This is a genomic window from Patescibacteria group bacterium (assembly GCA_041645165.1).
Taxonomy (GTDB): Bacteria; Patescibacteriota; Patescibacteriia; order 2-02-FULL-49-11; family 2-02-FULL-49-11; genus 2-02-FULL-49-11.
Genome location: JBAZQN010000007.1, coordinates 15357 through 29522 on the forward strand (window position 1 = coordinate 15357; position 14166 = coordinate 29522).

The 14166-nt window shown below is 48.0% G+C and carries 12 protein-coding genes; 8 read left to right on the plus strand and 4 right to left on the minus strand.

Annotation, left to right across the window (positions count from 1 at the left end; genetic code table 11):
* Positions 1-167 precede the first annotated feature (167 nt).
* A complete protein-coding gene (locus WC659_03430; protein MFA4872958.1) occupies positions 168-908 on the plus strand; it encodes a hypothetical protein in 741 nt (246 codons plus the stop codon).
* Between the two features lie 439 nt (positions 909-1347).
* Entirely contained in the window at positions 1348-1539 is a 192-nt protein-coding gene (locus tag WC659_03435; GenBank protein ID MFA4872959.1) for a hypothetical protein, read from the plus strand.
* Positions 1540-1778: 239 nt separating this feature from the next.
* Here the strand turns inward: WC659_03435 and WC659_03440 are convergent, their stop codons facing one another.
* Together WC659_03440 and WC659_03445 are read right to left on the minus strand one after the other, a co-directional pair.
* Positions 1779-2438 (minus strand): rhomboid family intramembrane serine protease, encoded by a 660-nt coding sequence (locus WC659_03440; protein ID MFA4872960.1) that lies wholly within the window; start codon positions 2436-2438, stop codon positions 1779-1781.
* Positions 2439-2454: 16 nt separating this feature from the next.
* Positions 2455-2886 (minus strand): hypothetical protein, encoded by a 432-nt coding sequence (locus tag WC659_03445; GenBank protein ID MFA4872961.1) that lies wholly within the window; start codon positions 2884-2886, stop codon positions 2455-2457.
* 1159 nt (positions 2887-4045) lie between these two features.
* On the opposite strand from WC659_03445, the gene purB reads away from it, so the two are divergent.
* Positions 4046-5341, plus strand: coding sequence for an adenylosuccinate lyase (gene purB, locus WC659_03450; GenBank protein MFA4872962.1), 1296 nt, complete (start codon positions 4046-4048; stop codon positions 5339-5341).
* 91 nt (positions 5342-5432) lie between these two features.
* Positions 5433-6746, plus strand: coding sequence for a phosphoribosylaminoimidazolesuccinocarboxamide synthase (locus WC659_03455; GenBank protein MFA4872963.1), 1314 nt, complete (start codon positions 5433-5435; stop codon positions 6744-6746).
* A 913-nt stretch (positions 6747-7659) separates the two neighbouring features.
* On the opposite strand, the gene WC659_03460 is transcribed toward WC659_03455, so the two are convergent.
* Entirely contained in the window at positions 7660-8211 is a 552-nt protein-coding gene (locus WC659_03460) for a hypothetical protein (protein MFA4872964.1), read from the minus strand.
* A 262-nt stretch (positions 8212-8473) separates the two neighbouring features.
* On the opposite strand from WC659_03460, the gene WC659_03465 reads away from it, so the two are divergent.
* Both WC659_03465 and WC659_03470 read left to right on the plus strand, forming a co-directional pair.
* Positions 8474-9019 (plus strand): RNA polymerase sigma factor, encoded by a 546-nt coding sequence (locus WC659_03465; GenBank protein MFA4872965.1) that lies wholly within the window; start codon positions 8474-8476, stop codon positions 9017-9019.
* Between the two features lie 244 nt (positions 9020-9263).
* The gene (locus WC659_03470; protein ID MFA4872966.1) at positions 9264-10412 is read left to right on the plus strand and encodes a DUF5667 domain-containing protein; all 1149 of its coding nucleotides are present in this window, start codon (positions 9264-9266) and stop codon (positions 10410-10412) included.
* A 246-nt stretch (positions 10413-10658) separates the two neighbouring features.
* Here WC659_03470 and WC659_03475 read toward each other — a convergent pair whose 3' ends face one another.
* Positions 10659-10949 carry an HU family DNA-binding protein gene (locus tag WC659_03475; GenBank protein MFA4872967.1) on the minus strand — a complete coding sequence of 97 codons (291 nt, stop codon included), beginning with the start codon at positions 10947-10949 and terminating at the stop codon, positions 10659-10661.
* A 607-nt stretch (positions 10950-11556) separates the two neighbouring features.
* Between WC659_03475 and WC659_03480 the strand changes: the two genes are divergently transcribed.
* On the plus strand, positions 11557-13320 hold the full coding sequence (locus WC659_03480) for an efflux RND transporter periplasmic adaptor subunit (GenBank protein MFA4872968.1): 1764 nt from the start codon (positions 11557-11559) through the stop codon (positions 13318-13320).
* A 129-nt stretch (positions 13321-13449) separates the two neighbouring features.
* The gene (locus WC659_03485; GenBank protein MFA4872969.1) at positions 13450-14157 is read left to right on the plus strand and encodes an ABC transporter ATP-binding protein; all 708 of its coding nucleotides are present in this window, start codon (positions 13450-13452) and stop codon (positions 14155-14157) included.
* Positions 14158-14166 lie beyond the last annotated feature (9 nt).

Genomic DNA, 14166 nt, shown 5'->3' on the forward strand with positions numbered 1-14166 from the left:
CGTCTTATAATCCTATCCGCCACCTCTCGCCCACCTTTCAACTTCCAGCTTCTAACTTCTCCCACTTTCTCCTTGACACAGAGAGATAATACATGGTAAACCAGACTAATTAAATCCATCTTAATAATTCACTAAAATCGTTTCATTAACAAGAAAGGAGGTACGCCATGCGTACCCAAACAATCGTACTAGGGGTCCTGGGGATTTTTATATTCTCAATTTTTTTCATCAGCTGTGGCAAGACTCCCCCACCCCCCGGTTCTGTCCTTGCGTTCTGGGACGGCGTTAGCGGTGGGCTGGAGGATATCCTAAAAGGAGACGTCCAGGTTCTGCTCCCCCAGTCACCAGGCGATTGGGTCCTCCAGGAATCAGAAAAATCCCCGACTGACAAAGGGCTGACCGGCCTTAAGGGGGTCTATTTCTCCGGAGAAGGGGTATCACCGGCAGAATGGGGTCTTTACCTTTGGGATGGGAAAAATTGGCAATGTTCTAATTTAATTATTATGCCATCCCCGCAACTATGGAATACCACGGGGGTCATGGCTCTGGAAACGGGCCATGCCGAATTTAAAGGTTGGTGGTGGAGACTCGTAATGAGGATCCATAGTAAGGAATTGATTTTCCTACCAGAACAGGATCACACCTTCAAGGAGGTGCTGGATTTCCATCCAACATTTTATCGAGTAACAATAAAAGGATTTACACTCGATAAAAAAGGAAATTTTTCTAGGCAAACATTCACATCTGACCTAGAGCCTGGATGGGGTACCGAGTATAATCCTCGCCTATGGCCGGTATCGCTGGCTAATAAAAGCGCCTACGAAGATGTTTTCAGCTTTCTCGAAGCGTTATTCAAAAACCTGGGAGGAGTTTCTCTCCAGAAAGGAGGCGCGCCCCTCGAGCCTTAAGGCTCAACACATGGCTTTATCGCAACGCTGCAAAAATCAAAGCCGCCTTGAATTTATCGGGCGGCTTTTACGTCGTCCAGATTCAATGCGAGAATCCAACCACCGACTTACCCGTTCCTATTTCAACTTATCTCATCCCATCCGATCAATCCAACTTATCCGTTCCTATCCGACCTATTCCACTTATCCAGATCTATTCCAGTCTTTGCAATCCAACCACCAACATATCCATTCCTATCCGTCCTATCCCATCCTATCCGACCTATCCACTCTTATCCGCCTTATAATCCTATCCGCCACCCCCATTCCATCCTCCAACTTCCAGCTTCTATATTCTAACTTCTCCTCTCGCTCCCTTTGACAAATCTCTTCCCACCCTGTATCTTATCAACTCAACACTAAAAATTCCAAAATCGAAAAACAAAAAAGAAAGGAATTTATGCTAGTAAAAATTAATCTTCACGGGCGACTGACAATTAAAGATGCCGTCGCCCAACTCCTTCCACATCGGCATATCTATAAATTAACCTCCCTTGATGAATCAGTCCTAATAATAAGCAGAGGTACTGATGCCGACATAGACACGCTTCGAGCGAAAGGACTGGAAGCGGAAAAAGTGGAAGGAAAATAACCTTAAAAAAGCCGCGACTCTTGTCCGGCTTTTGCTTTTATAAAGCTTCAATTCAAAATCAATTACTCACTTCAATCTTCTAACTCCTATCTTCCATCTTCCAGCTTCTAAATTCTATCTTCAAGATTCCAACTTCCATCTTCCAACTTCCCTTTCCTCCACAACTCATCAACTCAAAAACTCACAAACTAACTAATTGACTGATCAACTGATAAACCGACCAACTGACAAACTGAAAACTACTCCCTCACTCTCGGCACGAGCACGTTCCTCCGCCAGAGCTTGATGCCGCCCCAGCCGAACGCAAACCCGCCGATGTGGGCAAAAAATGCCACGCCGCCGCCCACGATGCCGAGGCTGCCGATGCCGGAGATAAATTGGAAAAAAATCCAGTACAGGAGCATCATGCGCGCGGGCACGGTTTCCCGCGACAGCATGAATCCCCATGTCCAGAGCACGTCAATCCGCTCATGGGGAAATAACACAAGATAGCCTCCCATCACGCCCGCGATCGCGCCCGAGGCGCCGAGCATTGGAATCGTGGAAGCAGGGCCCATGACGATTTGGAGCGCGCTCCCCGCAACACCTGCGGCCAAATAAAATATCAGGTACTTTACATGCCCCAACCGGTCTTCGAGGTTGTCCCCGAAAATGTTTAAAAACAGCATATTGCCGATGATGTGAGCAAATCCTCCGTGGAGAAACAGGGATGTGAAAAGGCTCACTAAATTCACGCCGCGGATAATGTCATAAGGCGTCACCGCATACCTTCCCACAAACGCCTCAAGCCCGCTGCCCAATGAGAGCATATACGCAAACACGGCCACATTCGCGCCGATGATGCCGTAAGTCACGTAAGGGAATTTGCCCGAAGGGGTATGATCGCGGATAGGAATCATACATCAGCAATAAATCCTAAACAGGATTTAGAATTTTTTCACTCACCTTTCTCCAACGAGCGCAATATTCATTTACCGGAATATAGGTGATGCCCAGCTTCGGGTACACATCTTCCGCATCCTGCACACGGTCGTCAATGGCGAAAGAGATACCTTCAGGCAATTTCGCTTTGTATCCCCCTACCACAAGTTCGCCTTCCGGAAACCCGTGCTTTTGAAGCCACTCCTGATACACGCCGCGCTGGTCTTCACCGCGGTGTCCGAGATAGACGAGGCTGAACCGCTCATGCATGACCTTGCAGAATTCAACCGCGCCCTCAACCGGCAAAGATTCTATTAAACGCCGCAGGTAGCCTGAATCGTGTTTGGTGACCTTAAGATAAAGAATGGCCCGATCGTCCAGAATCGTGCCTTCGAGATAAATAAGAAGTTTTGGTTTAATTATCATAATTATGACATGAAGATTCTAGATTATTACCAATCTGTCTTTGCTCTCCCCCTTAAGATAAGGGGGACTTAAAAGGGAGTTATGAAAACTTGCTAAAATTTCTATTACCTCTATCCTACCACATTCCCCGCCACTTAAGCAAAAACACCCTTTGAGGATTTTCGCGATCAATCAACCGCATTGTCATTCCCGCGAAGGCGGGAATCCAGAAATCACCATACTCACGTAATCACTCAACCTACAAGCTTCCTCACCCTCACCTTTGTACTACCATCACTAGGTCTCAAATCTTTCATCTACCTCTCTGTCCTATTCAAAATGACCAAATATCAATTATCAATAATAAAACTTATGCTGGATACAAGGACAATTAATCTCACGATCGTGAAAATAATTGTTCTCTCTTCTCTAAAATAACTGCTTATTGAGTACTACTCTTGCGCAACCCTCTGCACTCAACTCCTTCAGTGAGGTTGCCTGCAAAAAAGTGTCTCGGAGGATTTGCGGGCACGGTCTCCGACCTCACGTCGGAGGAGCAAATCCGAGAGTCAAGTGGCCAACTCCTCGCAGGGGAATTGGACCGCGTCTTTTTCTGCAGGCAATCCGAACGCTAGCCCCCATTGCTCCATTGCCAATTATGAATCGGGACGCACTCCAAAATCCTCCCCCTATGGCTTCGCCATATCTTGATGATAAAAAGAGGGAGGTTAGGTGAGGGTGTCTGTCGCAAATAAGTATATGCCACTTTTCCCATTGCCCACACCATAATTTTCTGTTAAGGTAACTTAATCCAAAAACTTAATAAACAGTGAACTTTTAAAATTTATCCAAAGAAAGGACGGTGTGTGATGACAAGGGTATATGTCGTTAAAAGCGACCACTCATTGGCTCAACTTGTCTTCCCTCCAAGACAAGGGAGAAATAATACCCTGCGGAAACGTGTCAGTGGTATAGTCAAGACCGCAGAGTTCCGCGGGATATTTTCAGGAGGGGAATATGGAGTTTTTCGTCAAAATGATGGGCAGTACATCGGACGGGCTCAACATGACTACGTAAAATTAATCGAATTCTGTACCAAACACAATGGAGGTAAGGCACCGAAAAGTATTTATGTAGTGTAGTAAAACAAATAACCTTTTTAAAAGAAAGGAGGGATCAAATGATCCCACGTTATACGCGGCCAGAAATGGGGGCGATCTGGGACGACATATATAGATTCCGCACATGGCTCAAAGTGGAGCTTGCGGCCTGTGAAGCATGGGCCGAACTTGGCCACATACCCGAAGATGACTTGGAGGAAATCAGGACCAAGGCTCGGTTTGATGTGGAGCGGATTGCGAAAATCGAGAATGAAGTCAAACACGACGTCATCGCTTTCTTGACTAATGTGGCGGAGTATGTCGGCCCTTCGTCCCGATTCATCCATCTTGGTATGACCTCTTCCGATCTGCTGGATACCGCTCTGGCTTTGCAGATGAAAGAGGCTGGAGAAATAATTGAGCAAGACATTCTCACTCTACGGAAGGTGTTGCGTGCGCAAGCGATTGCGCATAAAAACACAATCTGCATCGGGCGCTCTCACGGCATTCATGCAGAACCTACTTCTTTCGGCCTCAAGTTCGTTCTATGGCATGATGAGATGGATCGTAACCTTGATAGGTTACAACGTGCCATCGAAACCATATCCGTTGGGATGATGTCGGGAGCGGTCGGCACGTATGCTTTTTTGGATCCCCGGGTGGAGGAAATAGTCTGCCAGAAGCTTGGACTGAAGCCTGCCCGTATTTCCACCCAAATTATTCAACGTGACGTGCACGCCGAGTTCATGACGACGTTAGCCTTACTCGGCTGCAGCGTAGAAAAGATCGCGGTTGAGATACGCCACCTGCAAAGAACAGAAGTTTTGGAAGCCGAAGAGCCTTTTGCGAAGGGTCAGAAAGGGTCTTCGGCCATGCCGCATAAGCGCAATCCCATTGGCTGCGAAAATATTTCCGGTTTAGCCAGATTGCTGAGAACCAATGCTTTGGCAGCCATGGAAAACGTCGCGCTCTGGCACGAACGGGACATCAGCCATTCTTCGGTGGAGCGAGTCATTCTGCCAGATAGTTGTATTCTGGCAGATTACATGCTGGCACGGATGACCAAGATTCTCGAGAATCTGGTCGTCTACCCGGATAATATGCTGGCAAACTTAAGATTGACGCGAGGCTTGATTTTTTCACAACCTGTTCTCTTGGCTTTGACACAAGCAGGAATGAGTCGTGAGGAGGCGTATCAAATCGTGCAGACACACACAATGGCCTGCTGGCAAGAACGGAGCGATTTCAAGGCGGTCATTTTGGCCGATCGACGCATTACAAAATTGCTAAAGCACGATACAATTGAAGCCTGCTTTGATGAGACCATTGGTCTCAAGCATGTCGATTACATCTATAAAAAGGTCGGCCTTTTATAGGCGCGACTGCATTTAGGGAGGTGATAAGAAAAATAAAAACTCAAAACCCGGGGGATTTTCAAGTCATGACAAGTAACTGGGAGATAGTAAAATGAACCCATTCGAAAAAGATACAATGATAATCGAGGGTAAGACTAAGAAGGTTTATTACGTCAAAGGCAACGAACACCTTGCCATTTTTGAAAATAAACCAGACGTCACAGCCTTCGATGATCCCAAATTCACTAAACAATTCGAAGCAAAGGCCACATACGCCACGACCACAACCTGCCGCGTATTCGAGCTATTGAAAGATGCTGGCATCCCTGTAGCATACAAGCAACGACTATCTGCTTCTGAGTTTCTTGCCTTACGTTGTAATATGATCCCATTAGAAGTGGTTGGCCGTCGACTTGCAGTGGGTAGTTATCTTAAGAGACATCCAGAGCTGGCACTTGATGGCGCCTTACCACCTCATCGTTTCCACCGTCTTGTTGCAGAATTCTTTTTAAAAACTACTGGCGGCAAGTTAATTGGACGAGATGGCGAAATTCTTATTGAAGGATTGGATCCGTCAAAAGGGGAAGAGGATCCGTTTATACCCAATCCGTTCGAACCGGTATGGCAACTCTTCCACTCCAAAAAGCCAACTTGGGACAATTCTGCCAACCTTGAGCGTACCCTAAGATGCGATTCCGTTGCAGGGACGAGCATGATGCAAGAGATGGAAAAAATTCTCCGCCGGGTTTTTTTCGTCCTTGAAGGAGCATGGAATACACTTGGTTATCGTTTAGTTGATCTGAAAATTGAATTCGGTATCACAACTGACGGAAATTGCCTCGTTGTTGCCGATGTAATTGACAACGATAGCTGGCGTCTTCGCGATGCAACCTGGCAAGAGTTAAGCAAACAGCTCTTTAGGGAAGGAGCAGCCTTGGACGAAGTTGAAGAAAAGTATGGCTTTGTAGCGAGCCTGGTTGAACGATTTCGAATTCCTAAACAAGTCATGGTTTTATGGCGTGCCTCAACGAAAGATGATTTCCCAATAACTGGAATCCTACCAGGAGTCGAAGTTCAACAGATAACTTTGTCTGGACACAAATACCCGCAAGTATGCTTAGACAAGTTAGAGGAAATAATGCGTAATTACCCAGACGGTGGAGCTATCGTAGTAAAAGTGGGAATGAGTAATGGACTGGGACCAATGTTGGCCGCACGTACAACCTGGCCAGTTATTACCATTCCCGCATCCACAAAGGATGCCCCAAGCGATGTGTGGAGCTCTTTGCATCTGCCATCACTTGTTCCGATGGCAACCATCCTATCTGATAAAAATGCGTTTGATTTTGCTCTTAATGTACTGTCTGCTAAAAATCCTGCGGTGTATATGCATCGTCAATTCGCAAATGAACAACTCGATAAATAGAAGAAAAAAGGCGGACACGGAGTGAGGAACCTTGTCCGCTTTGCCATTTTTAAGCCCCCATTTCACCCTCTCCAATATCTTCTTTCTTCCCCTCTACCGCTTTCGTCCGCTTTCGTCCGTCTCAACCAGCACTAAAATCTAAACCAACACTAAAAACGAAAGACAATTAATCTCACGATCGTGAGGATAATGTCCCTTCCTGTACATTACCTCTCTCGACAATATCACATTTCCATAAAATTTTCTGTCCATATTCATATGAAGCTCCGCGGGCTTACACCCGCGGTGTCTTCCTCAACAGGAGATCCGGCGGAATCCGCTTTAAGCTGCCTGCCGCCTTCGTCCCGACATGTTGGGACTTCGGCGGGTCCGCAATCCCGCATTCATCCGCGTATCTTACGCCCGCGGTTTTTTGCGGAGGCGGATAAAGTGAAAACATCAATGATTATAAGTATTCAGAAATGAATTTCAATGAATGCCGACGACAATTAAAAATACGATCGTGACAATAATGTCCCCTTGTCTTTCCCCACTTCCCGAATATGCCATCTTCCTACTTCTATTATTGCCTTTTTCAAGAGAGCAATTAATTCTACGATTCAGCCGACTGAAGCCACAAGGCCACTATGGCGAAATTGGCTCACCCGCCTGCCAACGCCTGTCAGCAATGAACGGTGACATTCATCACGTTGTTATTATCCCTGACCAACATAACGTTCCCCGGGAAAGGCAGATGGCGGGCAGGTGACAATAATGTCCCTCCTATTTCCCCTTCATCGCCAGTTCTTTCCATTTCTCGTATCTCACCTCTTCCCTCCACGCCCAATATTCTATACTATAAAGAGCGCAATTATTTTCACGATCGTGAAAATAATGTCCCTTCACCTTTTTCTATTTTCCTTGCGTCGCATTATTACAGCCCAAACATCTTTTCCGCCTGCGCCATACCGTCAAAGTAGTCTGCCCGAATGTAACGGACATACTTCCCCACCTTGTAGTACGCCGTGGTCGCATTAATCTCGTCCTGACATTCATACGGATAAGCCCACACGCTTAAATTCACGTAACGGAATCCGAGATCACGGAGTTTTTTCCGGAATGCATCGCGCGCGCGGCGAAAATCTTCAGGAATATCAAACACGACTATACGCCATTTCCCGTCCCAGTGGGGAGGTTTCATTATGGTAATCGAATCGATCGCTCTTCCTTTCAATACCTCCTTCCCCCTCTGGGTGAGCCGATACTCCCATGCGGTACGTTTACTGCTCACCCGCTCCACATACCCTTGTCGCTCGAATCTCCGCAGCGTGCGGCGCAGCGGTTTGCGCGGAATCGAATAGCGATTCGCACCCATGCCGAAGAGCTGCACTGCATTGGGCGCCATAACAGCCACGGTGAGCATTCCAATGCCCTCAAGAATTTTCCAAATGGTATCAGCGTACGCTTTTCCTTTCTTGGGTCTCATAAAAGTTGTAAATAAGTTACATTTTCATTCCCTAAAAAGAAGCGGCAAGAATAAGAGCGATATGGTAATATTACTACGATATTATTTAAAAGACAATTAATGTCACGAGCCAACTTCGCCATAGTAGCCGATGGCTACGTCGGCTGAATCGTGAAAATAATTGTCTTCTTGCCAGTCTCTCTTTTATGGTATTTATGGTATAGTGAAATCCCAGATTGTAATGATTCTAGCCTTTTTTCGACTACTGATAACGTAAAAAAACATGCCTCCCGAACCAATACCAACTCGCGACAAGGAACTTGAGGAGCGTTTTTTGGCTGCGTATGACGCCCAGGTGAAATCCATTTTCCGCTACATCTACTACCGCACTGGCCAGGAAAAAGAGGAAACGCAAGAGCTCACGCAGGAAGTATTCATGCGCACATGGGCGTACCTGCAAGAAAATAAGCGCCCCATCGACGACATCCGCGCTTTCCTCTTTCAAGTGGCCCGCCATGTCATCGCGGACCGGTGGCGCAAACACAAACCTGCGCTTTCCCTCGAAGAGTTATCTCCTCAAGAAGAGCCTGCCACCCCGCCGCTCCCGCACGCATCCCTCGACCTTCTCATCCTTGAACAGCACCTTTTGAAGCTCCCCGTACGCCACAGGGAAATATTAACGCTGCGCTTTATCAGCGACCTCTCGACTGAAGAAACAGGGCGCGTTCTCGGCATTAGCGCGAATAATGTGGCAGTACTCACCAATAGGGCGATTAAAAAATTAAGAAAATTACTTCCCACTACCATGCATGATGTATTGGATGCATAATTTACCGCATTAAATTATAACAAATTTTCAATTTTCAAATACCAATTTTCCCGCCTGCCAACGCCTGTCAAGGGGGACGGTAACATTCTTAAGGTAAAAATTCTCCCTCATATACGGCACGTTCCCGGGGGAAGGCTGTGGCGGGCAGGCAATTAATTTTCAATATCACAATGTTTGAACATTAGGTCATTGGGATTTATTTGAAAATTGAGAATTGAAAATTGAGAATTGAAAATTACACATTATGGATCCTCTCGAACAACAACTTAAATCCCTGAATTCCTCGCCTGCGAGCGAGCCTGATCCGCAGTGGGTGGCGAGCGCGCGCACGAAACTTGCGTGGACGATGGAATATCCAGTACAAGGAGCGCTACCGCGCGCCACTCCCCTGCCGCGCCTGCGCTTCGGGCTGCGCAGAATATGGATGACGGTTTCAATATCGCTCCTCGTGGTGCTCCTCCTAGGGTCAGGCATCACGTACGCGGCGCAGGGCGTCATGCCGGATAACATCCTCTATCCGGTAAAAATTGCAAGCGAAGAAGTTCTCCTTGGCGTCACCAAAGATCCCGTACAACGCACCAACCTTGAACTGCGGCTTGCCAACCGCCGCGTTGACGAACTCCAAGCACTCTCGCAATCGGAAACATTAGACGCAGACATTGCAGCAGAACTGCACGCGCGTTACCAAAAGCATATCACTGAAGTCCTGCAGGCACTTCCCACCATACCCCAAGACAAAGTGCAAACGGTCACGGAAACGCTTTCCCAAGATACAGAAGAGCACGCGCGCATTACGCAAGAGCTGGATGTGCGCGCCTCATCCGAGATCAAAGGAGAAATCAAAGCATCGGTAAAGGCATCACTTGAGCAGATGCGGCAATTCACCGAAGAAACCTCGCGCGCCGCTCACTACTTGAAAGAAAAGAGCAACCGGCCTACGAAATGGAAGGTGAAGGTTGAGACGAACACGACAGGCGAAGCCCATGTAAAAGTTGAGACCGAAATGGGGAATAATGAAAAAAAGGAAAAACGCGAAATAGAGTTTCGTGCCACGCCGGGAGTGCCGCTCACCGTGACCTCAACCTGGCCCATGATAAAGGAGCGGCGCGAGAAAAAAAATGACGAGGAAACTGAAGATCAAGAGCCCTCACGCGTGCGCGCCACCACAACGATAATATTTGACCTTGACCAAGCGACCACCACCGTGCCTTCAAACACCATTGAACAGCTTGAAAAGATGAAACGTATCCTCAATAAAGGATCCTTCTTCCAGTTCCAGTCCGATATGAGCGCGGAGGGCGGCAGCGTCGAACAGCGCGTGGAAACCGATATTAAAGGACAATCACACATCCGCGTTGATTCACAGGAGGATTCTCAAGAGGACGATGATTGAATTAAAAACCGTTATCATTAATCCAGGTTCAGCACTGTAGCGTGGCAGTTTATCTGCCACAGAGGTGGTCGGAGACAAGCTCCGACGCTACAAAATGATCCAATACAATATAACAACAGCACCCCGCATTTGCGGGGTGCTGCCTGTTTACCGCGGTACCGCGGCTTTCTTTCTTTTCTCACACGGATTCCTCTACTTTCTAGGAATCCCTTGTGGTTAAAGGATATGTTCGCTTCACGCATTGTCCTACTCTCCGAGGATGGAATCTTTTGCCGCTTTCGCGACCCGGAACTTCACCACGGTCTTTGCTTTGATCTGGATCTGCTCGCCGGTCGCGGGATTCCTTCCCATGCGCGCGGGGCGGAATTTCTTCATGAGCTTGCCGACTCCCGGCAGGGTGACCTCTCCGGCCTTCTTCACCTCACCATACATGAGGCCCACGAGCGCGTCTACCACATTAGCTGCCTCTTTCTTGGTGTGCCCTGTCTTCTCCGCGAGCGCTTGAAGAAACTGAGTCTTCGTCATTGATTTACCCATAGTAGTATATGTTAACGATTGGTAATCCCAATCCTATTTTAAGAAGACCTTTGAGGTGCCTTCCGCCTATAACCCCGCAGAAGGGTGGGGATAAAATTATCTCGTACGTGGTTGAGTATAGCCCAAATGACAAATAATGTGAATATAACACAAGACAATTACCCGCTTTCGTGCGTGATAAAGGTCGCGTTTCGTAGCCAATTCCGCTAATATTTTAGTGTACAAAAGCTCCATTTTCTGTTAAAATATACCCCGTTACATCCAATATCCAGGCTTTTAATAGTATACCTAATATGCCGCTTTCTACCCTTTATTATAGAATATTAATAAATTTTAGGTAACGGGGTAAATAAGATTATTTCTCTTAAACAAGCCTAATTTATGCCCAGCTATACAACATCCAAGAGGGAGGAAGATATCTTTGGCTAAAGAATTACTATGATATATAAGAGAACCTATGGAGAACGTTAAGAAACGCTTATTGCCTCCCTCACCGACCGCCACACCAGCACTTAACCTTATTATAAACATTCCATAATAATCGCATTCATTAACCACAAACATGCAACGTCATCCGTGTGTGGCGTTGGATGTTGATATACTGGGTATGAAAAGAAAGGCTAAAATTATAACCACGATAATCATAATTGCGGCAGTCGGAAGCGCGGTAGGCATCTCTCTTGCAAGGCGCAAGAGCGCAGTCCCCTATCTCACCGAAAAGGCATCAAGGGACAGCCTTGCGCAAACCGTATCCGCATCGGGAAAGGTGAAATCATCCACCGATGTGCTGCTTTCATTTTCGCAAAGCGGACGCGTGGCGTCGATCAAAGTAAAAGAGGGAGACAGGGTGGAGGAAGGGCAGCTGCTCCTGGCCTTAGACCCTTCAGAGGCTGAAGCGCGGGTAGACGAGTCCTTAGCGTCAGTGGCCGCCGCACGCGCTGACTATGACAAATTAATGGCAGGCGCATCACTCACCGAACGGTACCTTGCATCTGTCGCCGAAAAAAACACGCGCAACAACCTCGCGCAGGCGCGCATCCGCACGGAGGCGGATATCGCAAAAGCGGCTCAAGCGCTTGAAGAGGCGCGTACTGCCGTGAGCGCGTCAGAGACAAACCTTCAGGAAGACCTTGCGGCGAAACTCACCGATGCGAAAACCGCGGCCGATACTGCGGAAAAAAAGACGCAGGGAGCCATGAACACCCTCGAGGAAATATATGACTCCGGAAATGATTTTAATTCTTACTTCACCATAAATAATACGGAAGCAAAAGAGAACGCGAAAAGCGCGAAAAGCGCTGCAGACAGCGCATGGAGCCGATTCTCCTCTTCCCTTTCTTTGTTCCGCAACGCGCCCACGGAAGTGGCGGTCCACCAGTGGTTCCCCCGCTTAATTGAAGACCTCTCAATAATGCGGATCTCCGTCTCCAAAACAAGTCTGGCGCTCAACGACGCCACGGTGAGCTCAAGCGCGCCAAAAACACTCACCACCTACCGCGCGGATATTGCGAGCGCCTGGACTGACCTCAACGCCTCCATCGCGGACCTCAATGACGCGGACATCGACCTTACCACCGCGCGCTTGAACGGCGAAGCTGCTTTAAAACTCAAAAAAGCGGCAGCCTCCACCGCGGAAGAAACACTTCAAGTGACCAAGGCGCAGGCGCAAACCACCCTTACCCAGGCAGAGGGAGATTTAAGAACTGCGGAAGCACAAAACCAGAAAACCATTGCGCCGCCCACCAAAGAGGAATCTGCGCTCTTAATCGCGCGGCTCGGGGAAGCGCAAGCATCCCTTGCCACGACGCAGGATGCCCTTGAAAAAACGACAATGAAGAGCCCCCTAAAAGGCATTATTACCAATGTGGAAGTAAAAGTAGGCGAAACCGTATCGCCCGCCGTGACGGTCATCCGCCTCCTCACGGAAAACGCCCTTGAAATTTCCGTACAAACGCCGGAGTCGGACATCCCAAAATTGCAGATGAATGATAAGGCCGATATCACCCTTGACGCGTTTGGCAGCGCTACTGTCTTCGCGGGAAAAATCCGCTTTATCAATCCGGCAGAAACCATCATCGAAGGCGTGGTGTACTATGAAGTAACCGTCGCGTTTGATAACGCTGTTCCTGAAATCAAGCCGGGCATGAGCGCAGATGTTATCATGCATACTGATGAACGCAATAATGTCCTCACGGTTCCCTTGCGCGCCGTGAAGGAAAAAGACGGCATAAACTTCGTGGAAATACTCAATGGCGCATCCCTCGAGCAGAGAGAGGTTTCACTCGGCTTGCGCGGCGACGGCGGAAGGGTCGAGATCGCCAGCGGCCTCAAGGAAGGAGAGCTCGTGATCATTGGAACCAAAAAGAAATAACCAAGTGCATAAATCCCAAATCCCAATTTCCAATGACCAATAAAATCCCAATGTTTCAATGATCAAGTTTGGACATTTGGATTTTGAGCTTTATTGGGAATTGGGATTTGGACATTGGGATTTTCTCTTATGCTCATTGATGTCCGTAATCTCTCTAAAACTTACGTGAACGACGAAGTGGAAACTCCCGTCCTCTTCAACCTCTCCTTTTCAATTCAGAACGGAGAGTTTGTGGCTATTATGGGGCCTTCAGGCTCCGGCAAATCCACGCTTATGCACATCCTCGGGTTCCTTGACCGCCCCACCAAGGGCACCTATTCGTTTCTCGGCGAGAATACGGCGCAATTCAGCGACACGGATCTCGCGGCATTGAGGAACAAAAAAATTGGCTTCGTGTTCCAGTCATTCAATCTTCTGCCACGCACCAAGGTGCTTGAGAACGTCATCCTCCCTCTTGAATATACGAACCGCAAGGATAAAATAGAAGCTTCTCAAAACGCCCTCCGCGCAGTCGGGCTCGAGCACCGTATGGGGCACTACTCCAACCAGCTCTCGGGCGGCGAGAAGCAGCGGGTGGCGATCGCGCGGGCCTTGGTCAATGATCCTGACATTATTTTTGCCGACGAGCCGACCGGCAACCTGGATTCAAAATCAGGCCAACAAGTGATGGAAATCCTCCAAAAACTGAATGAACGAGGCAAAACCATCATACTGGTCACCCATGAACAGTACACCGCGGGAATGGCCAAAAGGATCATAAAGATGCACGATGGCGCGATCATCGCCGATGAACAGGTGGAGCAGCGGCTGATGGCGGCAGACGGACTCATCAAATGAGAAATCCCA

Bases quoted from the DNA above. Each gene is read 5' to 3' on its own strand.
- WC659_03430 (MFA4872958.1), top strand. From the start codon at position 168: ATGCGTACCCAAACAATCGTACTAGGGGTCCTGGGGATTTTTATATTC.
- WC659_03435 (MFA4872959.1), top strand. From the start codon at position 1,348: ATGCTAGTAAAAATTAATCTTCACGGGCGACTGACAATTAAAGATGCC.
- WC659_03440 (MFA4872960.1), bottom strand. From the start codon at position 2,438: ATGATTCCTATCCGCGATCATACCCCTTCGGGCAAATTCCCTTACGTG.
- WC659_03445 (MFA4872961.1), bottom strand. From the start codon at position 2,886: ATGATAATTAAACCAAAACTTCTTATTTATCTCGAAGGCACGATTCTG.
- purB (MFA4872962.1), top strand. From the start codon at position 4,046: ATGATCCCACGTTATACGCGGCCAGAAATGGGGGCGATCTGGGACGAC.
- WC659_03455 (MFA4872963.1), top strand. From the start codon at position 5,433: ATGAACCCATTCGAAAAAGATACAATGATAATCGAGGGTAAGACTAAG.
- WC659_03460 (MFA4872964.1), bottom strand. From the start codon at position 8,211: ATGAGACCCAAGAAAGGAAAAGCGTACGCTGATACCATTTGGAAAATT.
- WC659_03465 (MFA4872965.1), top strand. From the start codon at position 8,474: ATGCCTCCCGAACCAATACCAACTCGCGACAAGGAACTTGAGGAGCGT.
- WC659_03470 (MFA4872966.1), top strand. From the start codon at position 9,264: ATGGATCCTCTCGAACAACAACTTAAATCCCTGAATTCCTCGCCTGCG.
- WC659_03475 (MFA4872967.1), bottom strand. From the start codon at position 10,949: ATGGGTAAATCAATGACGAAGACTCAGTTTCTTCAAGCGCTCGCGGAG.
- WC659_03480 (MFA4872968.1), top strand. From the start codon at position 11,557: ATGAAAAGAAAGGCTAAAATTATAACCACGATAATCATAATTGCGGCA.
- WC659_03485 (MFA4872969.1), top strand. From the start codon at position 13,450: ATGCTCATTGATGTCCGTAATCTCTCTAAAACTTACGTGAACGACGAA.